This is a genomic window from Nocardia jiangxiensis NBRC 101359 (assembly GCF_000308615.1).
Classification (GTDB): Bacteria; Actinomycetota; Actinomycetes; order Mycobacteriales; family Mycobacteriaceae; genus Nocardia; species Nocardia jiangxiensis.
Window position 1 is genome coordinate 53,848 of the sequence record NZ_BAGB01000028.1, and the last position, 22,237, is coordinate 76,084.

25 protein-coding genes and 1 other RNA gene are annotated in these 22,237 nt (G+C 67.5%); 19 read left to right on the top strand and 7 right to left on the bottom strand.

What is annotated here, in order from left to right:
• Nucleotides 1–56 precede the first annotated feature (56 nt).
• Genes ON40_RS10105 through mhpA form a run of 3 tightly spaced genes read left to right on the top strand, consistent with a single transcriptional unit; the run spans nt 57 to nt 3,747 of the window.
• Nucleotides 57–917: an alpha/beta fold hydrolase gene (locus ON40_RS10105; RefSeq protein ID WP_040821012.1), complete on the top strand. Its 861-nt coding sequence runs from the start codon at nt 57–59 to the stop codon at nt 915–917.
• The gene (locus ON40_RS10110) at nt 914–2,002 is read left to right on the top strand and encodes a VOC family protein (protein WP_083895543.1); all 1,089 of its coding nucleotides are present in this window, start codon (nt 914–916) and stop codon (nt 2,000–2,002) included. Before ON40_RS10105 ends, ON40_RS10110 begins: the two co-directional genes overlap by 4 nt.
• The gene (mhpA, locus tag ON40_RS10115) at nt 1,999–3,747 is read left to right on the top strand and encodes a bifunctional 3-(3-hydroxy-phenyl)propionate/3-hydroxycinnamic acid hydroxylase MhpA (protein ID WP_063712978.1); all 1,749 of its coding nucleotides are present in this window, start codon (nt 1,999–2,001) and stop codon (nt 3,745–3,747) included. Before ON40_RS10110 ends, mhpA begins: the two co-directional genes overlap by 4 nt.
• Before the next feature lie 31 nt (nt 3,748–3,778).
• Here the strand turns inward: mhpA and ON40_RS10120 are convergent, their stop codons facing one another.
• Nucleotides 3,779–4,417: a TetR/AcrR family transcriptional regulator gene (locus ON40_RS10120; RefSeq protein ID WP_040820924.1), complete on the bottom strand. Its 639-nt coding sequence runs from the start codon at nt 4,415–4,417 to the stop codon at nt 3,779–3,781.
• A 74-nt stretch (nt 4,418–4,491) separates the two neighbouring features.
• Between ON40_RS10120 and ON40_RS10125 the strand changes: the two genes are divergently transcribed.
• The gene (locus ON40_RS10125; protein ID WP_040820926.1) at nt 4,492–5,451 is read left to right on the top strand and encodes an amidohydrolase family protein; all 960 of its coding nucleotides are present in this window, start codon (nt 4,492–4,494) and stop codon (nt 5,449–5,451) included.
• Between the two features lie 37 nt (nt 5,452–5,488).
• Here the strand turns inward: ON40_RS10125 and ON40_RS10130 are convergent, their stop codons facing one another.
• A complete protein-coding gene (locus ON40_RS10130; protein ID WP_085997685.1) occupies nt 5,489–6,211 on the bottom strand; it encodes an IclR family transcriptional regulator in 723 nt (240 codons plus the stop codon).
• A gap of 152 nt (nt 6,212–6,363) precedes the next feature.
• On the opposite strand from ON40_RS10130, the gene ON40_RS10135 reads away from it, so the two are divergent.
• The 11 genes from ON40_RS10135 to ON40_RS10185 all read left to right on the top strand — a co-directional run bounded on the left by ON40_RS10135 (nt 6,364) and on the right by ON40_RS10185 (nt 16,271).
• Nucleotides 6,364–7,194: a 2-keto-4-pentenoate hydratase gene (locus tag ON40_RS10135; RefSeq protein WP_040820930.1), complete on the top strand. Its 831-nt coding sequence runs from the start codon at nt 6,364–6,366 to the stop codon at nt 7,192–7,194.
• On the top strand, nt 7,191–8,162 hold the full coding sequence (locus ON40_RS10140) for an acetaldehyde dehydrogenase (acetylating) (protein WP_040820932.1): 972 nt from the start codon (nt 7,191–7,193) through the stop codon (nt 8,160–8,162). The genes ON40_RS10135 and ON40_RS10140 overlap by 4 nt, the downstream gene beginning before the upstream one ends.
• Nucleotides 8,159–9,172 carry a 4-hydroxy-2-oxovalerate aldolase gene (dmpG, locus tag ON40_RS10145; RefSeq protein ID WP_040820934.1) on the top strand — a complete coding sequence of 338 codons (1,014 nt, stop codon included), beginning with the start codon at nt 8,159–8,161 and terminating at the stop codon, nt 9,170–9,172. Before ON40_RS10140 ends, dmpG begins: the two co-directional genes overlap by 4 nt.
• 145 nt (nt 9,173–9,317) lie before the next feature.
• Nucleotides 9,318–10,367 carry an Rv2231c family histidinol phosphate aminotransferase CobC gene (cobC, locus tag ON40_RS10150; RefSeq protein WP_083895548.1) on the top strand — a complete coding sequence of 350 codons (1,050 nt, stop codon included), beginning with the start codon at nt 9,318–9,320 and terminating at the stop codon, nt 10,365–10,367.
• A gap of 118 nt (nt 10,368–10,485) precedes the next feature.
• The gene (locus tag ON40_RS10155) at nt 10,486–11,610 is read left to right on the top strand and encodes a Nif3-like dinuclear metal center hexameric protein (protein ID WP_040820935.1); all 1,125 of its coding nucleotides are present in this window, start codon (nt 10,486–10,488) and stop codon (nt 11,608–11,610) included.
• Nucleotides 11,611–11,841: 231 nt separating this feature from the next.
• Nucleotides 11,842–12,174, top strand: a complete 333-nt coding sequence (locus ON40_RS10160; RefSeq protein WP_040820937.1) for a PadR family transcriptional regulator — start codon at nt 11,842–11,844, stop codon at nt 12,172–12,174.
• A gap of 2 nt (nt 12,175–12,176) precedes the next feature.
• The gene (locus tag ON40_RS10165; protein WP_306305380.1) at nt 12,177–12,554 is read left to right on the top strand and encodes a DUF1048 domain-containing protein; all 378 of its coding nucleotides are present in this window, start codon (nt 12,177–12,179) and stop codon (nt 12,552–12,554) included.
• Nucleotides 12,555–12,567: 13 nt separating this feature from the next.
• The gene (locus tag ON40_RS10170; protein ID WP_040820941.1) at nt 12,568–13,347 is read left to right on the top strand and encodes an ABC transporter ATP-binding protein; all 780 of its coding nucleotides are present in this window, start codon (nt 12,568–12,570) and stop codon (nt 13,345–13,347) included.
• 16 nt (nt 13,348–13,363) lie between these two features.
• Nucleotides 13,364–14,134 carry an ABC transporter permease gene (locus ON40_RS10175; RefSeq protein ID WP_040821020.1) on the top strand — a complete coding sequence of 257 codons (771 nt, stop codon included), beginning with the start codon at nt 13,364–13,366 and terminating at the stop codon, nt 14,132–14,134.
• 204 nt (nt 14,135–14,338) lie between these two features.
• Complete coding sequence (locus ON40_RS10180; RefSeq protein ID WP_040820943.1) at nt 14,339–15,076, top strand: zinc ribbon domain-containing protein; 738 nt, start codon at nt 14,339–14,341, stop codon at nt 15,074–15,076.
• Between the two features lie 7 nt (nt 15,077–15,083).
• Entirely contained in the window at nt 15,084–16,271 is a 1,188-nt protein-coding gene (locus ON40_RS10185; protein ID WP_040820945.1) for a bifunctional RNase H/acid phosphatase, read from the top strand.
• On the opposite strand, the gene ON40_RS10190 is transcribed toward ON40_RS10185, so the two are convergent.
• The 3 genes from ON40_RS10190 to ON40_RS10200 form a co-directional block, all read right to left on the bottom strand.
• Nucleotides 16,272–16,790, bottom strand: coding sequence for a TrmH family RNA methyltransferase (locus ON40_RS10190; protein ID WP_040820947.1), 519 nt, complete (start codon nt 16,788–16,790; stop codon nt 16,272–16,274). It abuts the gene before it with no gap.
• A 163-nt stretch (nt 16,791–16,953) separates the two neighbouring features.
• Entirely contained in the window at nt 16,954–17,427 is a 474-nt protein-coding gene (locus ON40_RS48045; RefSeq protein ID WP_051192937.1) for a GNAT family N-acetyltransferase, read from the bottom strand.
• Nucleotides 17,428–17,500: 73 nt separating this feature from the next.
• Entirely contained in the window at nt 17,501–18,388 is an 888-nt protein-coding gene (locus tag ON40_RS10200; RefSeq protein WP_040820949.1) for an alpha/beta hydrolase, read from the bottom strand.
• A gap of 137 nt (nt 18,389–18,525) precedes the next feature.
• On the opposite strand from ON40_RS10200, the gene rnpB reads away from it, so the two are divergent.
• Nucleotides 18,526–18,935, top strand: an RNA gene (gene rnpB, locus ON40_RS48050) — RNase P RNA component class A.
• Between the two features lie 85 nt (nt 18,936–19,020).
• Nucleotides 19,021–19,653, top strand: coding sequence for a hypothetical protein (locus ON40_RS10205; RefSeq protein WP_040820952.1), 633 nt, complete (start codon nt 19,021–19,023; stop codon nt 19,651–19,653).
• Between the two features lie 59 nt (nt 19,654–19,712).
• Here the strand turns inward: ON40_RS10205 and ON40_RS10210 are convergent, their stop codons facing one another.
• A complete protein-coding gene (locus ON40_RS10210) occupies nt 19,713–20,054 on the bottom strand; it encodes a hypothetical protein (RefSeq protein WP_051192938.1) in 342 nt (113 codons plus the stop codon).
• 193 nt (nt 20,055–20,247) lie between these two features.
• On the opposite strand from ON40_RS10210, the gene ON40_RS10215 reads away from it, so the two are divergent.
• On the top strand, nt 20,248–20,652 hold the full coding sequence (locus ON40_RS10215) for a pyridoxamine 5'-phosphate oxidase family protein (protein ID WP_051192939.1): 405 nt from the start codon (nt 20,248–20,250) through the stop codon (nt 20,650–20,652).
• Between the two features lie 391 nt (nt 20,653–21,043).
• The gene (locus ON40_RS10220) at nt 21,044–21,499 is read left to right on the top strand and encodes a hypothetical protein (RefSeq protein WP_174435022.1); all 456 of its coding nucleotides are present in this window, start codon (nt 21,044–21,046) and stop codon (nt 21,497–21,499) included.
• A 13-nt stretch (nt 21,500–21,512) separates the two neighbouring features.
• Here the strand turns inward: ON40_RS10220 and ON40_RS10225 are convergent, their stop codons facing one another.
• Nucleotides 21,513–22,235, bottom strand: a complete 723-nt coding sequence (locus ON40_RS10225) for a cutinase family protein (RefSeq protein WP_040820957.1) — start codon at nt 22,233–22,235, stop codon at nt 21,513–21,515.
• Between the last annotated feature and the right edge of the window lie 2 nt (nt 22,236–22,237).

Below are 22,237 nucleotides of genomic sequence, written 5' to 3' on the forward strand. Positions count from 1 at the left end.
GACAGATGAGGTCATCGCAACTGATGATTTGATCAGTAATGGTTCTGGAGGTGGCGATGACAAGCATCGGCGAGGGTGTCGGACGGACGGTCCGGGTCGGCGAGCGAGAGATCTTCTTCACCGAGGCCGGTTCCGGTCCCGCGGTGGTACTGCTGCACGGCGGGGGACCGGGGGCCTCGGGCCTGTCGAACTACTCGCGCAACATCGACGCGCTGGCCGGGCGGTTCCGGGTGATCGTGCCGGATCTGCCCGGGTACGGGCGCTCGGACAAGCGGATCGATCAATCCGACCCGTTCGGCGATCTCGCACGGGCGGTCGGCGACTTGCTCGACGAAATCGGCATTGCCACAGCGCATCTGGTCGGGAACTCCTACGGCGGCGCGGCGGCGCTGCGGCTGGCGATGGATCGGCCCGGGAAAGTGGGCCGGATGATCCTGATGGGCCCCGGCGGCGTCGGCGCCACTCGCGCACTGCCCACCGAGGGGCTGCGGGAGCTGCTGTCGTACTACGGGGGTAGCGGCCCGAGCCGGGACAAGCTCACCCGATTCATCCGCGACTACCTGGTCTTCGACGGCAGTGCGGTCGATGACGGGGTGATCGAGGAGCGTTTCCGGGCCAGTATCGATCCGGAGGTGGTGGCGAATCCGCCGCTGCGACGTCCGTCCGGTCCGCTGGCGCTGCGCACGCTGTGGCGGATGGATTTCACGCGCGACGCCCGGCTGCGCGAGGTCCCGCATCGCACGCTGGTGATCTGGGGTGCGGCGGACAAGGTCAACCGGCCCGAGGGAGGTCGCCTCCTGCGCGACGCGATGCCGCACTGCGATCTGTACCTCGCCGCCGATACCGGTCACTGGGTGCAGTGGGAACGCGCCGAGCTGTTCGACGCGCTGGCCACGTCGTTCCTGGAGACGACGTGAACGAGCCCCCGGGCGCCGGTACCTCGGTATTCGGCGCGGTGCATCTGGGATATGTTGTCGTGCAATCGAATCGGGCGTCGGACTGGCGGCGCTTCGGGGCCGAGGCGATCGGATTGCACGTCGACGAAATCGACGGTGGCGCACTGCGATTCCGGCTCGACGATCGAGCGTGCCGGTTCCTGGTCGAACGCGGCCCCGCCGAGGACGCGACCGCCCTGGGCTGGCAGGTCGACGATCACGAGACCTTCGACCGCATCATCGCCCGGGTCGCCGATCGCGGCGTGCCGATCGTCGAGGGCAGCGCGCGGGAGGCGACACTGCGGGGCGTGCAGCGGCTGTGGCGGTTCGCGGGGCCGAAAGGTATTGCGCAGGAGATCTTCACGGTGCCGCTGACGACACCCGAGCCGCTGCGCATGCTCAGCTCCGGGTGGGTGACCGGCGAGTCCGGACTCGGGCACGTGGCGATCCTCTCGCGGGAACCGGAGGCGATGCGCGACTACTACCGGACCGTCTTCGACTCCCGGCTGTCGGATTACATCGATGAGAACGTCTCCGGGCTGAAGATGAAGATCCGGTTCCTGCGGGTGAACGAGCGCCACCATTCCGTCGCGATCGCGAATATTCGCGGAATCAAGATCGACCCGATCCGAACCCGGGTGCAGCACATCAATATTCAGTCCGCGACCCTGGACGACATGCTCGCCGCGTTCGGGCGGGTCACCGAGCTGGGATTCCGGATGGCGTGGTCGGTGGGCCAGCACACCAACGATCGCGAGCTGTCGTTCTACTGTGTGACGCCGTCCGGATTCGAACTCGAGGTCGGCTGGAACCCCGTCGTGATCGGTGCGGAGCTCGAATCCACCTGGGAGCCGACGACATATCAGGGCATCAGCATCTGGGGGCACACCCCGGTGGGGGAGACCGTGCTGGACAAGTTCGCGCAGTTCCGTCAGGCCCTGCGGTCGGTGACGACGCCGGAGATCACCGTTCCGCAATTCGCTGCCGCCTCGGCTCCGGTGCGAGCGGGACATGTTGTGCCCGTTGTTCATTCACCCCGTTCGCGCTCAGGAGGAAATTCGCGATGAGCGACACCGACTACGACGTCGTGGTTGTGGGTCTGGGGCCGACCGGGCTGACCCTGGCCAATCTGCTGGGCAGGCGTGGGGTCAGTGCGCTGGTTCTGGAGCGGGAACCCGAATACTACGGTTCGGCGCGCGCGGTCTACACCGACGACGAATGTATGCGGATCTTCCAAACTGCCGGTGCGGCAGAGGAACTCGCGGCGGATATGAATGTCGACTCGACTGTGCAATGGGTGCGCGGCGACGGCCGGGTCCTGATCCAGTTCCACCAGACGGACCGGCCGCAGGGGTGGCCGGTGGTGAACTTCCTGTACCAGCCGTACCTGGAGAGCAGTCTGGAACGAGCGCTGGATCGGTATCCGCACGTCACGGTGCGGCGCGGCCGGGAGGTCGTGGGCTTCGATCAGGATGATGGGTCGGTGAGCGTCGAGCACGTTCACTGCTCCGGTACCGGATACGGCACGCGCACAGCGGAATCCGATCCACGCACGGCGGAGCGAGTGCGTGCGAAGTACCTCGTCGGGTGCGACGGCGGCCGCAGTGTCGTGCGCACGAAGCTCGGTATCGACATGTCCGGCACCAGTTTTCCCGAGCGCTGGCTGGTGGTGGATCTGCAGGCCGAGGACGGGGTCGACGCGTTCCGGCATCTGCCCTATTTCGATTTCGTCTGCGATCCCGAGTTGCCCGTCGTGTCCTGCCCGCAGCCGGATCGGCACCATCGCTTCGAGTTCATGCTCACCGAATCCCAGACGAAACAGGAGATGGAGGACCCGGATACCGTCCGTCGGCATATCGCGCGTTTCGTCGACCCCGACGAGGTGCGGGTGTTGCGCAAGCTGGTCTACACGTTCAATGCCGTGATCGCCGACCGCTGGCGGGACGGCCGGATCCTGATCGCCGGTGACGCCGCGCACATGACTCCGCAGTTCGTCGGTCAGGGCATGGGGTCGGGCGTCCGCGATGCGGACAACCTGTCGTGGAAACTGGCCGCCATCATCGAACATGGTGCGTCCGAACGGATTCTGGACAGCTACGAATCCGAACGCGCACCGCACGCCGAGGCGATGATCGACTTCTCGGTGTTCAACAAATCTCTGGTATCCGTCGACAACAGACTGCTCGCGGCGGCCCGCGATCTGACGATCGCCACCGCGCTGCGGGTACCCGGGCTGGGCGGCTGGATTCGCGCCGCGAAGATGAAACCCGCGCCGCGCTTCCGCCGCAACGCCTACCTCGGCCTGCCGCGCAGCCGACTGCGCGGACCTGAGGGGCGACTGTCCCCGCAGCCGGAGATACGCACCTACGACGGTCGGCATCGGCGCTTCGATGACGTTCTGGGCCTGGGCTTCTCGGTGCTCGGGTACGGCGTCGACCCGCGCGCCGTGCTCGGCGCCGACGAGGTCGCCGCATTGCGTCGGCTGGGAACGGAGTTCGTCACCGTCTACCCGATCGGTGGCCGACCGCAGGGCAGGCCGGGCGACGGCCGCACCGCCGGCGACGGCTACATCGATGTCGAAGACCACACCGGCACGCTGGCCCGCTGGTTCGCCAAGGCGGGAGTCCGGACCGGGGGACTGGTGCTGTTGCGCCCGGACCGGTACGTCTTCGGCACCGCGACCGGGCAGAGCAGCGGTGCGCTGATCGCCGAATTGTTCCGTCAGCTCACCGGTTCCGCGGCTCTTCCGCCGGAGATAGTAAGCGCCCCAGCACAATTCGATGCGGCGGAGAACCTCGAGGACGTCGGATGAAGCACGCTCGGGGCAGTCTCGCGTGAGACGGTTACAGCTGTGGCTGCGGCGGCAGTTCGGTCGAGACGAGTTTCTGGGCCGCGCGCTTGTTCATGCCGAACATGCGCAGCACCCGGAAAGTCATCTCGTCGGTGAGGGCACCGGCGTCGGCGTCCGGGTTGGCATCGAGCAGTTGCAGCAGTCCCAGCAGCGCGCCACCGGCGGCCATGATCGCGATGTCCGGGTCCATCGGTTCGAACCGGCTCGCTTCCTGCGCGGCGATGATGTCCCGGCGGGCGCGCGGGGCCAGGCCCTCGTCGCGCAGCAGCACCGGCATGCCGGAGTGCAGGATCACCCGCACCCCCTCGGGGATCTGACGTTGCAGGCGGCCGGTCATGCGGAAGCTGACCGCGAACACCTCGGCCGGGTCCTCGTAGAGCGCGACGATGCCGTCGCGCATCTCGCTGTAGATCTGCAGGATGGACCGCACGGCCTCGTCGAACAGCTGATCCTTCGAATCGAAGTGGTTGTAGAAGGAGCCGAATCCGACGTCCGCGGCATCGGTGATCTCCTGGATGCTGACCGCGGAACGCCCCTCCGACAGGAATTTTCGCGCCGCGCCGAGCAGCGCGTTGCGGGTGCGCTCGCGCCGCCGGTCGATACGGTTGCGTACTGCGGGCTCCGCGGCCATGGCTCCTTCTTCCGGTCGAAATCGTTACCTGAATCATATCTGACAAAAGCATCAGTTAAGTGGAGGAGGCTTGTATGAGCGGCGCACGGCGTATCGACACCCATCAACACATCGTTCCCCCGAAATATGCGGAGTGGTTGCGCAGCAAGGGGATTCGTCCCGGTGGTGTCGACCTGCCGTCCTGGTCGGAAACGGCGGCGGTGGAGTTCATGGACGGTCACGGAATCCGGACCGGGATACTGTCGCTGTCCACGCCCGGGGTGTACCTCGGTGATGCCGCGGAGGCCGGGCGGTGGGCACGGGAGATCAACGAATACACCGCCGACCTGGTGCGCAGGCGGCCGGATCGGTTCGGCTTCTTCGCCACTCTCACCCTGCCCGATGTGACCGGCGCGCTCGTCGAGGCCGAATACGCGCTGGACACCCTGCAGGCCGACGGAATCGTGCTGCTGGCCAACAACGACGGCCGGTACCTGGGCGAACCCGCCTTCGCGCCGCTGCTGCAATTCCTGCACGAGCGCCGGGGCGTGGTCTTCATCCATCCGGGTGAACTGCCCGCCGAGCCCGTGCCCGGCATTCCCACCTTCACCGCGGATTTCCTGCTGGACACCACTCGCACCGCATTGAGCCTGATCCTGTCGGGGGCGATGGCGAAATACTCGGGCATCCGGTTCATCCTCGCGCACGCGGGCGGGTTCGTTCCCTATATCGCCAACCGGATCCTGCTGACCATGTTCGCCGCGAATACCACTGTGCCGCAGGTGGAATCGGACGATCCCGGTGCGGGGTACAAAGCGGTGCTGAGGCAGTTCTACTACGACATCGCGTTGTCGGCCGGTCCCGCCGCGCTGCCGAGCCTGCTGGCGGTCGCCGAACCCGACCACATCACCTACGGCAGCGATTTTCCGTTCGCGCCGCCGCCCGCGGTCGCGTTCATCGACAGCGGGTTCGAGAACTACCCCCTGGACGAGTCGGTGCGTGCGAGCATCGACCGTGGCAATTGCGAAACGCTCTTTCCGCGATTGAAGGTCTGAAGACAGCGTGATCGAAGATCGCCGACCGGTAGCGGCCCTACTCGGCGGTGCTCGTGCGGCGGGCCAGGATCGACGCGACTCCGGCCGCCGCGGCCCGGACCGAGGCGGCGTGTGCGTCCGGACGGAACCGGGTCGCGGGGCCGGTGACCGAGATTGCCGCCAGCGGCTGGTCGTCGGCGCTCAGGACCGGCGCCGCGACGCACACGATGCCGAGCGTGGACTCCTCGTACTCGTAGGCCACGCCCTGTTCGGCGACCTGCTCGAGGTGGGCGCGCAGCAGGCCGGGCGCGACGATGGTGCGCGGAGTGCGCCGGGGCAGCGGCCCGGCGAGGATCCGGGCGATGGTGGCCTGGTCCGAGTTGGCCAGCAGAGTCTTGCCGATCGCGGTGCAGTACAACGGCATTCGCCCGCCGATGCGCGACGGTGAGCGTGCCTGCCGGTGCCCGCCGATCTTGCTGATGTAGACCACCTCGTCACCGTCGAGTACGCCCAGATGCACCGTTTCCCGGGTGCGGGCGAACAGGTCCTGCAGGAACGGGACGGCCACCTCGAGCATGGTTCGTTCGGCGGCGGCGCGCATACCCAATTCGAACAGGCCCCGGCCTAGGCGATAGCCCTGTGGTGAGGCCGCGAGCAGTCGCGCGGTCACCAGATCCTGCGCGATCCGATGCACGGTCGCCTTCGCCAGCCCGGTTCGGCGGGCCAGTTCCGACAGGCCGACGGCCTGATCCCCGACATCGAACGCGTCGAGAATTCGCATGATCCGGCCCAGCACCGACTTGTCCTGCAGCGCGGCTTCGTCCACGGTCGCTCCTATCGGTCCATCCAGTGGACCACTTTACTGTTCGGGCACTGGTCGCGTGGGGTGCACTGACGTCGAGGAGAAATACCCGAGAAAGGAAGGAGGTGGGCATGTCCGCCACCACGGACAGCCGCGCCGAGACCGTCGACGAGTCGACCGTCGCCGCGGCGGCGCAACGCCTGGCCGCTGCCGCCGCCACCGGCAACCCCTGCGCACCGATTCGAGATCTGATCGGCCCCGACGACGTCGCCACTGCGTACCGGATCCAGGAACACTTCAACAGCCTGCGCGTCGGGGGGAACGTCGTGGTTGGCCGGAAGATCGGCGCGACGTCCGAAGCCGTGCAGACCCAGTTGGGTGTGCGCCAGCCCGACTTCGGTGTCCTGTTCGCCGATATGGCCTACGCCGACGGCGACGTCGTCGAGACGGGCCGGTTGTTGCAGCCGCGGGCCGAGGCCGAGGTCGCGTTCGTACTCAGCGACGACCTCGCCGAGGGCCCGCTGGACGTGGCGCAATGCCGGGCCGCGGTCGATTACGCGGTCGCGGCACTGGAGGTCGTCGACAGCCGGATCACCAACTGGGACATCTCCTTCGCGGACACGGTGGCCGACAACGCCTCCAGCGGCGTCTTCGTGCTCGGCGCCGAGCGCCGCACACTCGCACAGTTCGAGCCCGTCGAGGTCACCATGTCCATGCGGATCGACGGTGCCGAGGTCTCGACCGGCACCGGGGCGGCGTGCCTGGGAGATCCGCTCAACGCTCTGTCGTGGCTGGCGCTGCGGGCCCGCGAATTCGGTGACCCGCTGCGCGCCGGACAGGTGATCCTGTCGGGCGCCCTCGGTCCGATGCGTCCGGTGGGTCCGGGCTCGGTCGTCGAGGTCGTCATCGGCGGGCTCGGCAGTCTGTCCGCGTCCTTCAGCAACGAGGAGGTCATCCGATGAGTGAGAACAGCGCCCGTACCAAGGTGGCGATCATCGGGTCCGGCAATATCGGCACCGACCTGATGATCAAGGTCATGCGCCATTCCCGCTATCTCGAGATGGCGGCCATGGTGGGCATCGACCCGGACTCCGACGGTCTCGCGCGCGCGGCCCGGATGGACGTGCCGACCACCCACGAGGGCGTCGAGGGACTGGTGGCGATGCCGGGCTTCGACGAGATCGAGATCGTGTTCGACGCCACCTCGGCCAAGGCACACCGGGCCAACCACGCTCGCCTGGCGCCGCTGGGCAAGCGGTTGATCGACCTGACGCCCGCGGCGATCGGGCCCTTCGTCGTCCCGGCGGTCAACTTCTCCGATCACCTCGACGCACCGAATGTGAACATGGTGACCTGCGGCGGACAGGCGACGATCCCCATCGTCGCGGCGGTCGCGCGGGTCGTGCCGGTGGCCTATGCCGAGATCGTCGCCTCGATCGCCTCGAAGTCCGCCGGGCCGGGCACGCGCGCCAATATCGACGAATTCACCGAGACCACCTCCCACGCGATCCAGGCCGTGGGCGGGGCCGCGCGCGGCAAAGCGGTGATCATCCTGAACCCGGCCGAGCCGCCGCTGATCATGCGCGACACCGTGTTCTGCCTGGTCGATGCCGCCGATGCGGATACGCACGAACAGATCCGCGCCTCGGTGGCGAAGATGGTCGGCGATGTGGCCGCGTACGTGCCCGGTTATCGGCTCAAACAGCAGGTCCAGATCGATCCGATCCCCGCCGATCAGCCGGTGCACACGCTGCTGGCCGACGACGCGGCCACGGTCCCGACGCATCGGGTGTCGGTCTTCCTCGAGGTCGAGGGCGCGGCGCACTACCTGCCCGCCTACGCCGGAAATCTCGACATCATGACCTCGGCCGCGCTGCAGGTCGGCGAGCGGATCGCCCAGAACGCCCAGAAGCAGGAGAACGCGCGATGACCACACTGTTCGTTCAGGACGTCACGCTGCGTGACGGCATGCACGCGATCCGGCACCGGATCACTCCCGAGAACGTCGGGCGGATCGTGGCCGCGCTGGACGCCGCCGGCGTCGATGCCATCGAGGTCGCCCACGGTGACGGTCTCGCGGGTGGTTCGGTCAACTACGGTCCCGGCTCGCACAGCGACTGGACGTGGATCGAGGCGGCCGCGGCGAACCTGAGCCGCGCGCGCCTGACCACACTGCTGCTGCCCGGCGTCGGCACGGTCGAAGATCTCCGGCGCGCTTACGATCTGGGCGTCCGGTCGGTGCGCGTCGCGACGCACTGCACCGAGGCGGATGTCTCGGCGCAGCACATCGCGACGGCCCGGGAGATCGGCATGGACGTCTCCGGCTTCCTGATGATGAGTCACATGGCCCCGGCCGCCGACCTCGCCGCGCAGGCGAAGTTGATGGAAAGTTATGGGGCGCACTGCGTTTACGTCACCGACTCGGGTGGCCGGCTCACCATGAACGGCGTGCGCGACCGGATCAGCGCCTACCGTGACATTCTCGACGAGACCACCGAGATCGGTATCCACGCGCACGAGAACCTGTCGCTGTCGGTCGCCAATTCCGTTGTCGCCGTGGAGAACGGAGCCTTCCGCGTGGACGCCTCGCTCGCCGGGCACGGTGCGGGTGCGGGCAATACCCCGATCGAGGCGTTCATCGCCGTGGCGGATCTGCTGGAGTGGAAGCACGGCTGCGATGTGTTCGCCCTCCAGGACGCCGCGGACGATCTCGTGCGCCCGCTCCAGGATCGCCCCGTCCGGGTCGACCGGGAGACGCTGACCCTCGGTTACGCCGGTGTCTACTCCAGCTTCCTGCGGCACGCCGAGGCCGCGAGCGAGCGGTACGGGATCGACGTGCGCACCTTGCTCATGGAGGCCGGTCGTCGGCGGCTCGTCGGTGGTCAGGAGGACATGATCGTCGATATCGCACTCACGATGGTCGCCGAACAGGGCGCGTGATCCGTCCGGATCCAGCACCGCCGTTGGGTCGATTCGGCGCGGGGGCGGCCACGTAGGGTGTATTGCTGTGCCCGAGGACGTCACGGCAGATCGTGAACCGGAACCGCCGTCGAGGCCCGTAACCGGGCCCGCGGCGGTTCGGGCTCTGCCGTCCGACGCCGGGTCCGGGGAGGTGGACGCGGCCAAGTTGCGGCATCACGGCGATGTGGACGTGCGGCCCGGGATGCTGGACTTCGCGGTGAACGTCCAGGGGGAGGGGCCGCCGACGTGGTTGCGTGAGCGGCTCGCGGCGCGGCTGGACGCCTTGGGCAGATATCCGGGGGCGGCCGAGGATCTGGCGGCGCGCAAGATCGTCGCGGCGCGGCACGGGCGGACTCCGGACGAGGTGCTGTTGCTCGCGGGGGCGGCCGAAGGGTTCGCGATGCTGCCGCGCTTGGCTCCGCGCCTGGCCGCGGTGATCCACCCCTCGTTCACCGAACCCGAACTGGCGTTGCGCGAGGCCGGAGTGGCGGTGACCAGGGTCGTGCTGGGCGAGCCCTACGCCCTCGATCCCGCGCTGGTGCCCGAGGACGCCGATCTGGTGGTGCTGGGCAACCCGACCAATCCGACCTCGGTGCTGCATCCCGCCGGGACGATCCGTGCGCTGCGGCGGCCCGGACGGGTGGTCGTGGTCGACGAAGCGTTCGCCGATGCGATCCCCGGTGAGCCGGAATCGCTTGCTGCCCAATCATTCCCGGATGTCCTGGTGCTGCGCAGCCTCACCAAGACCTGGGCGCTGGCGGGCCTGCGGTGTGGATATTTCCTGGGACCGCCGGATCTGCTGGCGCGGGTACGGCACGGCCGCGCGCACTGGCCGTTGGGCGCCCTGCAACTGGAAGCCATTGCGGCAACCGGCGATCCGGCCGCGGTCGCCGAATCACAGGTCCGCGCGGAACATATCGCCGCCGACCGCGCCGCGATGATCCCGCGACTGCGTGCGCTCGGCATCGAGGTCCACGAACCCGCGCACGGCCCGTTCCTGCTGATCCGGGTGCCCGATGCCGAACTGCTTCGTAAACGTCTCGCCGGTGTGGGCGTCGCGGTCCGGCGTGGTGACACCTTTCCGGGGCTGGGACGAGGTCATCTGCGCCTCGCGGTCCGTCCGGAAGCCGAGGTCGACAGCTTGGTCGCGGCGCTGCGCGAGGTCGGCATATGAGCGCTGCTCGAATTCGGTCCGCCGCTCGCGCGGGGTGCCGGACCGTGTTCCGGAATGCGGATGCGACGGATGACGGCCGAGAGCGCGGCGGGATGATCGCAGTGGAGGAGGTTCCAGGGTGGCGCAGGTGAGTGAGCTCGTGGCGGTGCTGGACGAGGCGTATCCGCCGCGGCTGGCCGAATCGTGGGATTCGGTGGGGCTGGTGTGTGGTGATCCGGGGGAGGACGTGGCCCGGGTGCTGTTCGCCGTCGACGCGACCGAGGCGGTGGTGGACGAGGCGATCGCTTGGGGCGCACAGGCTTTGGTGGTGCACCATCCGCTGCTGCTGCGCGGGGTGGACACCGTGGCCGTGAGTACGCCGAAAGGTGCGCTGCTGCACCGGCTGATTCGGGCCGGGTGCGCGCTGTTCACCGCACACACGAATGCCGATTCCGCCGCGCCGGGCGTCTCCGATGCGCTGGCGGACGCGTTGGGACTGCGGGTGACTGGTCCGCTCGATCCCAAACCTACTGCGGCCCTGGATGAATGGACGGTCAACGTCCCGCGTGAACACTCCGCCGCGGTGCTGGGCGCATTGTTCGCGGCAGGTGCGGGCGGCTCGGGCAACTATCGCGAATGCTGTTGGCAGGTGCCGGGTATCGGACAGTTCCGGCCGGTGGCGGGCGCGAATCCGGCGCTCGGCGCGGTCGGTGAACTGGAACAGGTGGCCGAGGACCGGCTCGAGGTCGTCGCGCCGCCGTCGGCCCGCGCGGCTCTGCTCGCCGCCCTGCGACAGGCGCATCCGTACGAGGAGCCCGCCTATTTCGTCACCGAGCGGGCGAGCCTGCCCACCGGTCTGGGACTGGGCCGCGTGGGAGAGCTCCCGGAGCCGGAAACATTGCGGGAGTTCACCGCTCGCGTCCGCGCGGCGCTGCCCGTCACCGCCTGGGGCGTGCGCGCGGCCGGTGATCCCGAGCGACGCATCGCCTCGGTCGCGGTCTGCGGCGGCGCGGGAGATTCCTTCCTGGCCAAGGTATCCCGTCTCGGCGTGGACGCCTACGTCACCGCCGATCTGCGCCACCATCCCGCCGACGAACATCTGCGCGCGGGCGGCCCCGCACTCGTCGACGCCGCGCACTGGGCCACCGAATACCCCTGGTGCGCTCAGGCCGAACGCATCGTGCGCACCGCACTGCCCGATCTGGAAACCCACGTCAGCGCGGTCCGCACCGATCCCTGGACCCTCGGCTCGCTCGACGGCTGAGCTGTCCTGGGCGCTGCGCCGAAGTCTCTCTCGCTCGCGGCCCGGCCCGATGCGCATGCCCGGTGATGGCGCACATCATCTGGCGGACAACTGATTCGACTCACCCGAACGGCCTGCTCGCCGACTCGCACCGAGTGCTGCGGTAGGGACTTGTCTCACCGCTATTCAGTGTTACTATCTACTGGTACTCAGTAGAACTGAGTAGCGCCACTGGATACGAGGAGGTGATCCGTGGGCAAGCAGATCACGGAAATGCTCAAGGGCACATTGGAAGGCATCGTCCTCGCGATCTTGGCGGTGCGGACCGCGTACGGCTACGAGATCACCGCGTGGCTGCGGGAGCAGGGCTTCGCCGATATCGCCGAGGGCACCGTATATGCGCTGCTCGTGCGGGTGGAGAAACGTGGCCTGGTCGATGTGGAGAAGGTCCCTTCGGAAAAGGGACCGCCGCGCAAGGTGTATTCACTCAACGCGCAGGGACGCGAATATCTCGACGAGTTCTGGCGGACCTGGGATTTCCTCTCGGAACGGCTGGAACAGCTTCGTGCAGAAGGAGAAGAATGATCATGTCCGATTCGAAATTGCCGGGAAAGTTGCTCTCCACGGTGGTCGGCGACCTCGGTGAGAAGCGGCGTTGGCGGCAGTACCGCGCTCGCGCGAAACAGCTCCCCGAGCCGTACAGCACTGCGATCGATGCCTTTCAGCGCTACCTGATGTACGCGGCGGGCGGCAGTGTCGCCATGTTCGAGGATCTGATCGATCTGTTCGAACAGAGTGCGGCGGATCGTACGCCGATCCGCGAAATCGTCGGGGACGATCCGGTGGAGTTCATCGAGACCTTCGCGCGCAATTATCAGGACGAATCCTGGATCAAACGCGAACGCGAACGGCTGGACAACGCCATCGCGCGGGCAGCCGGAGAAGACGTCGGAAAAGAAGGATGAAAGGGACTTTCCGATGATGACAGATCAGATTCCGGCGATTCGCGTGCGAGGGCTGGAGAAATCCTACAAGCAACTGAATGTGCTACGCGGCGTCGATTTCGACGTGGCGCGCGGCAGCATCTTCGCACTGCTGGGTTCCAACGGCGCGGGCAAGACCACGATCATCGGAATCCTGGCCACCCTGCTGAAGGCCGACGACGGGGCGGCCGAGGTGGACGGGTTCGACGTCGCCGCGCAACCTGCGCGGGTGCGCGAATCCATCAGTCTCACCGGGCAATTCGCCGCAGTCGATGAAATCCTCAGCGGCCGTGAGAATCTCGTGCTGGTCGCGCGTCTGCGGCATGTGCCGGACCCGGGCCGGATCGCCGAGGATCTGCTGGAACGCTTCGCGTTGACCGAGGCCGGTGCGCGCAAGGTGTCGACCTATTCCGGTGGTATGCGCCGACGGCTGGACATCGCGATGAGCCTGATCGGCGATCCGCCGGTCATCTTCCTCGACGAGCCGACGACCGGGCTCGACCCGCAGGCGCGCCTCGAGGTGTGGCACGCGGTTTCCGAACTCGCCGCGCGCGGCACCACGGTGCTGCTCACCACGCAGTATCTCGACGAGGCCGAACACCTCGCCGACCGGATCGCGATCCTGCACGAGGGCCGGATCATCGTGAACGGCACCCTTGCCGAACTCCAGGCGCTGCACCCGCCGACGAAGGTCGAATACGTCGAGAAGCAGCCGACCCTGGAGGACATCTTCTTCGTGATCACCGGTGACGGCGATCAGCGCGGCGTCGCGTGACGGACGGGGCATTTCGATGAACAAGCACTTCTTCGGCGATACCGTCGTGTTGCTGGGCCGGTCGCTGCGCCACATCACCCGCAGCATGGACACCATCATCACGACCATCGTCATGCCGATCGCATTCCTGCTGCTGTTCACCTACGTGTTCGGCGGCGCGATCAATACCGGCACCTCGGGCTCGCATGCGTACGTGAAATACCTACTGCCGGGCATTCTGCTCATGACGGTCGCCTCGGGCATCGCCTACACCGCCTTCCGGCTCTACCAGGACAAGAGCAACGGCATCTTCGAGCGTCTGCAATCCATGCCGATCGCTCGCTCTTCGGTGCTGTGGGCGCACGTGCTGACCTCGGTCGTGGCCAACGTGATATCGCTCGCGGTCGTGCTGGCCGTCGCGTTGCTGATGGGATTCCGTTCCAGCGCAGGTCTTTCGGCGTGGCTCGCGGTGGCAGGCATCTTGATCCTGTTCACTCTGGCGCTGACCTGGATCGCGATCATTCCCGGCCTGACCGCGAGCACCCCGGACGGTGCGAGCGCGTTCTCCTATCCGCTGATCTTCCTGCCGTTCCTGAGTTCGGCGTTCGTGCCCACGCACACGATGCCCGGACCGGTGCGGGCGTTCGCCGAACACCAGCCGGTGACCTCGATCGTGAACACCCTGCGCAATCTGTTCGCACAGCAGCCGGTAGGAACCGGTATCTGGACCGCGCTGGCCTGGTGTTTCGGCATCCTCGTCGTCGCCTATCTCGGCGCGATGGCCGCCTACCGCCGCAAGATCTCCTAGCGCACCGGAGGCGGCCTCGATCCCCGGACGGAGCGAGGCCGCCATCGGGCGTCGGCGCACGGAACCTCTGCCGGGTACGGGGACCGGATAAAACGGCGGGGTTGGGGTGTGTGCCGCCGGGTGCGGAGTACGGTTAGAACTTCGGCGTCGGCCCGTCCGGCGCGCTGTCGTATAGGTCCAGAGTGTCGAGGAGTACGTCCCGCGTTGAATGTCGAACCAACGATCCAGGCCAAGTTGCTCGACCTCGCCGCGGTCGATGCGGAGCTGACGCGTATCGCGCATCGGCGCAAGGTGCTGCCGGAACAGCAGGAGGTCGAGCGGCTCGAGGGTGAGCGCACCTCTCGCAAGGACGCGGCGGTGAAGGTCGAGATCCGGCTCGACGACCTCGACCGTGACATCCGCAAGCTGGAGACCGAGATCGACGGCGTCAGCAAACGCGAACAGCGCGATCGGGGCATGCTCGAGGGCGGCGCGGTCGGAGCCAAGCAGCTCTCGGAGCTGCAGCACGAGCTGGGCAGCCTGGAACGTCGCCGCTCGGTGCTGGAAGACGATCTGCTCGAGGTGATGGAGCGTCGCGAGGCCGCGGTCGCCGATCACGAACACACCGGGGCGAACCTGACGAAGGCAGAGGGGGAGCTCGCCGAAGCACAGCGTCATCGGGACGAGGCGCTGGCCGATCTCGAGGTCGCCGCACAGCGCTGCGCTGGCGATCGCGAGCAGTTACAGGCCCAGTTCCCGGCGGAGCTGCTGTCGGTGTATGACAAGCAGCGCGCCCAGCACGGTGTGGGCGCGGCGCTGTTGCAGGCTCGCCGGTGTGGCGCGTGCCGGATCGAACTCGATCGCGGTGAGATCGCGCGGATCGCGAAGGCGGCGCCGGATGCGGTGGTCCGTTGCCCGGAGTGCGGCGCGATCATGGTGCGCACCAAGCAATCCGGGTTGTGAGGCGGCTGTGACCGATAGCGTGATCGTCGAAGCGGACGGCGGTTCGCGGGGCAATCCCGGTCCGGCCGGATACGGCGCGGTGGTCTGGGATGCGGACCATGCGCGCGTGCTCGCCGAACGCAAGGAGTCGCTCGGGGTCACCACCAACAATGTGGCCGAATACCGCGGGCTGATCGCCGGACTCGCGGCCGCGGCGGAGCTGGGCGCGCGCGAGGTCGCGGTGCGGATGGACTCCAAACTGGTCGTCGAGCAGATGTCGGGTCGCTGGAAGGTCAAGCACGCGGCCATGATTCCGCTCAACGATCGTGCGCGGCAGCTGGTCACGGAATTCGATCGGGTCGATTTCAGCTGGATTCCGCGAGCGCAGAATTCCCACGCCGACCGGCTCGCCAACGAGGCGATGGACGACGCGCCGCTGATCGGCGAGGTTCGCTCGGCGCAGACTTCGGAAACCGCTGCAGCACAGCAGGAATCGGCAGTCGGTGTGGAGCGCACGCTGACCGGCTGGATCGATGAGGCTGCCGACGCCCGTGCGGCACAACAGAAGCCGGACCAGACCGCACCCGGCTGGACCGGTGCGCGCGGCCGTCCGACCCGGCTGCTGCTGTTACGGCACGGCCAGACCGAACTGTCGGTGGAACGCCGGTATTCCGGCCGCGGGAATCCGCCGCTCACCGCCCTGGGGCGCGAGCAGGCCGCGCGGGCGGCGAAATACCTTGCGGCCAAAGGCGATATCGCCGCGATCGTGACCTCTCCGCTGGGTCGGGCACAGGAGACCGCGGGCGCGGTCGGTGACGCCCTGAACGTCCCGGTGCGGGTGCTGGATCGGCTCATCGAAACCGATTTCGGCGACTGGGAGGGACTCACGTTCGCCGAGGCGGCGGAGGCCGACCCGGAGCTGCACGCGCGCTGGCTGGGCGATTCCACGATCTCCCCGCCGGGCGGCGAGAGCTTCGCCGCGGTGCGCGAGCGGATCGAGGCGGCGCGTTCGGATCTGGTGGGGTTGTATCCGGGCCGCAACGTCGTCGTGGTCAGTCACGTGACGCCCATCAAGACCCTGCTGCAACTGGCCCTCGGCGTGGGCCCGTCGCTGCTGTACCGGCTGCATCTGGATCTGGCCTCGCTGTCGATCGCCGAGTTCTATCCCGACGGCGGCTCCTCGGTGCGCCTGGTGAACGAGACGTCCTATCTCTGATCAGCACAGCCCGGCCAATTTGTAGAGCACCAGGGAGCCCGCGACCGCGACGTTGAGGCTGTGGCCGGTGCCGACCATCGGGATCTCCACCGCCACGTCCAGGCGTTCGAGGCCCTCCGGCGGAATGCCCGAGCCCTCGTTGCCCAGGACGATCACGGTGCGTCTGCGTGCGACGGGCAGATCCGCCAGGCGAATCGATTCGTCGGTCAGCTCCACCCCGACGATCGCCGATCCGCCGCGCCGCTGCCGGTCCAGCCAGCGGTCGGCGCGGCCGTCGATCCAGTGCACACAGGCGCGGTGCCGCAAGGTGTTTCCGCGCTCGAGCGCTTCGGGGATCCACGGCCACCGGGGTACGGCCAGACAGGCTCCTGCCGCATCACAGGTACGCAGTAGCGTGCCCAGGTTGACGCCGTGTTTGGGCCACAGCGGGGCCACGACGAGGTGATTCCAGCAGGTGTGCGCTCGGGTGCGGCGCCGGCGGTGGATCTCGGCGGGCGTACGCGCCCGCACCGCGCTCATCGGCGAACGGGAAATACCTTCCCGTGGGGGACAACGATATTCACACGAAGCAATGTCATCGACACGGTGCTCGTCGGCGCACCGGGGCCATCGTCGGGGTGGACGACCTACTCGCCCACCGGATGTCACCGATTGTACGTGCGGCACTGCCGCGAGCGGAAGCTCAGTGCAGTGCGAGGGACATCTCGTATTCGGTGTCCGGTGCGTGGACCCCGGTGCTGCGAGAAACTCCGGTCGGGGCGAAACCCATTCTGCGATAGAGCTTCTCGGCCGGGGTATTGCCGTCCAGCACCCAGAGTCGTAGTTCGGCGTGCCCGTCGGCGCGCGCCCAGTCGGCGACCGCCTCGATCAGCTCACGCGAGACTCCGGTCCCGCGTGCGGCCGGTTCCACGAACATCGAGACCAGAACCGGCACACCGTGTTCCCGGATGCCGCCCGCGCAACCGATCACCTCCGTGCCCGATTCGGCCACGAACATGGTGCGGCGGGCGGACCACTGCTTCCAATGCTCCTCGTCCCACCCCTGGGCCTCCTCGAGCAGGGTGGCGAAGGTGCCCGGCGTGGATCCGGCCAGCGCGGCCAGGCGCGCGGTCCGGACCGTCTGCCAGTCCTGCGGAGGTACCTCTCGCACAGTCATCCGGTGATCGTCCTCCTCGGCAGGGGCCGTGGGCAATCGAATTACGCCGCCGAGACTGCTGCGCGGTGAGCGGTCAGGGGCGCAGCACCGAAACCAGGAAGTCGGTCTGGTCGTAGACGGCCTTCTCGAACCAGTCGTCGAAGTAGATGTCGAAGTGCCCGATCGGGTATCGCTTGACGATCGAGTGCTTGGTGCGCTCGGCGGCCTTGAGGGTCGGTTTGATCGGCGCGACAGAATCGTTGTCGCACAGCGAATACAGCACGGGCACCTTGATGCCCTTGGTGCGCCGCCACGGTGAGTCGAACAGCACCTGAAGTCCGAAGCGGGCGGCCACCTTCGGCTGGTACTGCTCGCTCTCCTCGGCCAGGCGGCCGAATCCCTCCGGCACGTCCGAGGCGCTCATCAATGCCGCGGACCGTTTGCGCCCGGCCAGCCGCACCTTGATCGGTTTGCGCACGATGGGGCCGAGCAGCAGGTCGGTCATGGCGACGATGCCGGTCCTGGTGAGGCTGATCGGGCCCTTGGCCATCGCCGAGGACCAGCCGCTGGTGAACGGGCACTGGGCCACCACCGCGGCGAGGTAATCGTCCTCGTGCGCGATCGACAGCACATGTCCCCCGCCGAACGAGCTGCCCCACAACGCAATTCGCGTCGCGTCGAAACCCTTGATGGTGCGTGCGTAGGTGATCGCCGAACGCCAGTCCGCACGCTGCTTGCGAATGCTGATCAGCTGGCGCGGGGTGCCGCCGCTTGCCCCGAAGTTGCGGTAATCGAAGACCAGGCAACCCATTCCGGCCGCGGTGAACCGGCGCGCATATCGGTCCAGCCCCATTTCCCGATTCGCCCCCAGCCCGTGGCCCATGATGACCAGCGGGCGCGGTTTGGGTGGTCCATCGGGCCGGTAGAGCCACGCTGCACACTGTTCGTTTCCCGAAGGGAACCCCACCTCGACACGCTCCATGGCGAAATACGGTACTTGTTCTCGCTCGGGCCCGCTGCGCTGGATCCCCGGTCGTGGCCCGAAATCTCGTCGCGCGGCATCCGGACAGCACCACCGGCGGGGCCGCCGAACACCCCATGCGGCATAATCTCTGCGGACGAGTCGGTCGGGCGACTGCGGCGACGGGAACGGGCACAGCTGTGCCGCCGCCCGGCGCCGAGGAAAGTCCGGACTCCACAGAGCAGGGCGGTTGTTAACGGCAACCCGGGGTGACCCGCGGGACAGTGCCACAGAAAACAGACCGCCGGCGCGCAAGCGCCGGTAAGGGTGAAACGGTGCGGTAAGAGCGCACCAGCGCCCCGGGTGACCGGGGCGGCTAGGTAAACCCCGCCCGGAGCAAGGTCGAAGGCCGCACTCCTCGCGAGTGCGGCTGCGCGGGTGTTCGAGGGCTGCTCGCCCGAGCCCGCGGGTGGACCGCTCGAGGTGCCCGGCAACGGTGCATCCAGATGGATGGTCGCCTCCCGGCGCGAGCCGGGAACAGGATCCGGCTTATAGACCGACTCGTCCTTTCTCTTCCACCCGACCCCGGACGGCCGCAGTCCGATCCGAGTCCGGCCGGTAACGATCCTGGTGATCGGCAAGATGATGTCGTTATGGCAGGTGGCCTTCCCCGCGCTGCGTACATCCCGTTCCGCCCGGAAGCTGGGTACGATCCGGCAGTTGAACTGGGTGTCGCGTTCCTGGATCGCATTGGCGCGCACACGACCGCGATCATCCTTGCTCCGCAGAAGAACTCCATCGAATACTCGCAACCTCTGAAGCGGTACGCGACGAACCGCACCGTTCTGACTCCGTTGAACTCCAACCGGATCGGTGGCGCGTTCGGACGTCCGACGTTGGTCTACGCGCCGGCGCTGAAGGAGCTGGAACTGGCGATGAGGTACGCGGGTGACCAGCCGATCGCCGTGGTCGAAGACCCATCTTTCTCGTGCGCCCGCTGGGCCGACGAGATCGGCGCGATCAACATGGTCGAACGCCGGTTCCACGCTGTCGATCGCTCGCAGGAGCATCAGAAGATCCTGGAGAGGATCGATTTCGCCGGAAACAACGGATGGGGCGATGCCCCCCGGCTCCGAGACCTCCGCCGGCACCTCGGTGAGTTACAGCAGATCGACGCGTTGAACAAGGACGAGGTGCTCGCCTATCAGCTCGTCCGCGGACGGCACGGGTTCTACGAGTCCCTGACTCATCTCGGGAAAGAGATCGACAAGATCTCCCGCACGTAGAGGCGACCGTTCGCCAGCCCGGAAACGATTGTGGCGCCGCCGGATCCGGCGGGGCCACCCTACTGTTCAGGGCCTGTTGCCCGGTCGCGTGGTGACAGTGCGGGTGCGGGGCACCACTGCGTCACCGACAGTTGCCCGTTGCCGTTATTGGTCCACAGCACCATTTCGACCAGGCCGAGCCAGCTGCCGTCGTTCACTCGGGCCCACGCGTGCAGCAGGCCCGGGACGTTGCCGGTGAGATCCAGTCCGCCGAGTTTCACCTTGATGGCGATCTTGTCGCGGCCCCACCCGTTCGGCTGCCGGGTGGGCATGGCCTGGCTCAGGTCGACCACGACCGGCACCGGCGGCGTCACGGTGCGGCGCAGCGGCGGACTGAACTCCTGCGGCCACTCTTCGAACACAGTTTCGAATACTAGTCGGTCTGTATCGCGGTCGGTGGCGAGCCCGACGCGGCGCAGCGAGCAAACATGACGAGAGGGCGTGTGTCCGGTCCGCGAACGAGGCCCGTTTCGCTCGAACCGGCAGGGGAACTGCACGGTAATGCCAAACGCCTGCGATTCACCCCAGCGTCTACCCGAGCCCCCGGAATCCGGAGTGATCGCGCTCGACTCGGACGAGTGTCTGGCGTTGCTGGCCGGGGTGCCGCTGGGCAGGGTGGCGTACACCCGCGATGTCCTGCCTGCCGTGCGGCCGGTCAACCACATCGTGCGGGGCGGGAAGATCATCATCGGCGCCGGGGCGTCGCCCTGGCTGACCGACGCGGTGCGCACGAGAGGCAAAACCGTGCTCGGCTACCAGGCCGACGAGATCGACCCCCATTCCCGTCAGGGCTGGTCGGTGCTGGTGGTCGGCTACGGGCGGATCATCGAGGATCCGGACCGTATCGCCCTGTACGACCCCCTCGTGCAGTCCTGGACCCACACGGTCAACGATGCCCTGATCGCGATCGAACCCGACCTCGTCACAGGTATGCGGCGTACCGACTCCAGCAACACCTGACATCACCACGCAAGCACCTTGTCGGACAGGACAACCACAGGCGATTCACATCGCCTACGACATCATCAGCAACCATCCAGCGTCCAACGGATCGTGGACTCCATCGACTACGAAGCACTGCTCGAATCCGGCCTCGATCCGGAGGATCCGGCGGCATGTGGGACCCAGCGGCGGATGCGGCTGCCGCACCGGTCCCTTCTCTTCCGTCGGGAAGTCTTTGCCGCTCACCGGAGATGGGTTCGCTGGTGATAATCGCAGTATGCAGACCGATGACGCCGCCCGCGACTCTCGCTCACGTGACGTACCACGCTGACCGAACCGCCGGATCCGGCCCATGGGTGACGCAACGACATAGAGGAGTCGAGCCGTGCGAATCGGCGTGACCGGACATATGAACCTGACCGCGGACACGGCACAGCTGGTGTACGCGAAGATCACCCGCCAGATCACGGCAACGGGTCGGGCCGCCGAGGTGACCGGCGTGAGTTGCCTTGCCCGGGGGGCAGATTCGGTGTTCGCCCAAGCCGTGCTTGAAGCAGGCGGCCGGTTGGAGGTTGTGCTGCCCTCGCGGAACTACCGGGAGCGCAAGGTGAAGCCGGATCATACGCCGCTGTTCGATGAGCTGCTGGAACGAGCGGAGCGCGTTCGGGTGATGGACTTCGACGAAGCCGGTGCTGACGCATATGAGGCCGCGAACGAGGTTGTGGTCGGGTCGTGTGATCGGCTGATCGCCGTGTGGGACGGGGAGATCGGCGAGCGTAGCGGCACCGGCAGCGTCGTTGCGCTGGCGCGTGAGCGCGGTGTGCCGGTGACGATCGTGTGGCCGCGGGGAGCGGCGCGCGGCTGAAGGTGCAACGGCCTCAGAGTCGGCTCGCGGCGAAACCTGCTGCGGCCAAGGTCATTCCGTTGACGCTGTAGAGGGCGTGTAGGGCGTTGGGGCGGCCGGGGAAGGGGGAGCCGTCGCATACCGTGTCGCCGGGGACGCAGTACTCGGTGGCCTTCGGTGTGTAGAGGGGGCCGATGACGATGGGCGGGGCGCCGACGTCTCGCATGAAGCGGTCCGAGGGTTTGCCGAACAGTACGACCGCGGCGACGTGGGGGGCGACCTCGGGCGGCATCGGCAGGGGGATGCTCGATTGGTACTGGGCGAACTGGGACGGTATGCCTGCGGGGAGGCTTGCCATCGTGGCGAATCCGGCGACGACCGCGCCTTGTGAATAGCCGCCGAGCACGATTCGCGTCCGGGGGCAGTTCGCGGCCGTGGATTCGATGTGCGACTGCGTATTTCGGATACCGTTCACGACCGTGCGCGCGAAGGCCAGCCGGTCGGCGAAGTCGGCGCTCGCCGGATATTCGACCGGGTAGGTGGCGATCGAGCGGCCCGGGATCTGGGTGCGCAGTGCGGTGATGAACGAGACCCCGACGGCGCCGAAGTCCGGCGGAACATCGGCGGTGCCGCGGGCGAAGACCACTTCGACGTCGGGACATACAACCGCGGACGCCTGCCGCGCGGGCATGACCACCGAGACGGTGGCCGCCAGGATCGCAGCGCACGCGAAACGAACCAACCACCGTGGCTCCATTA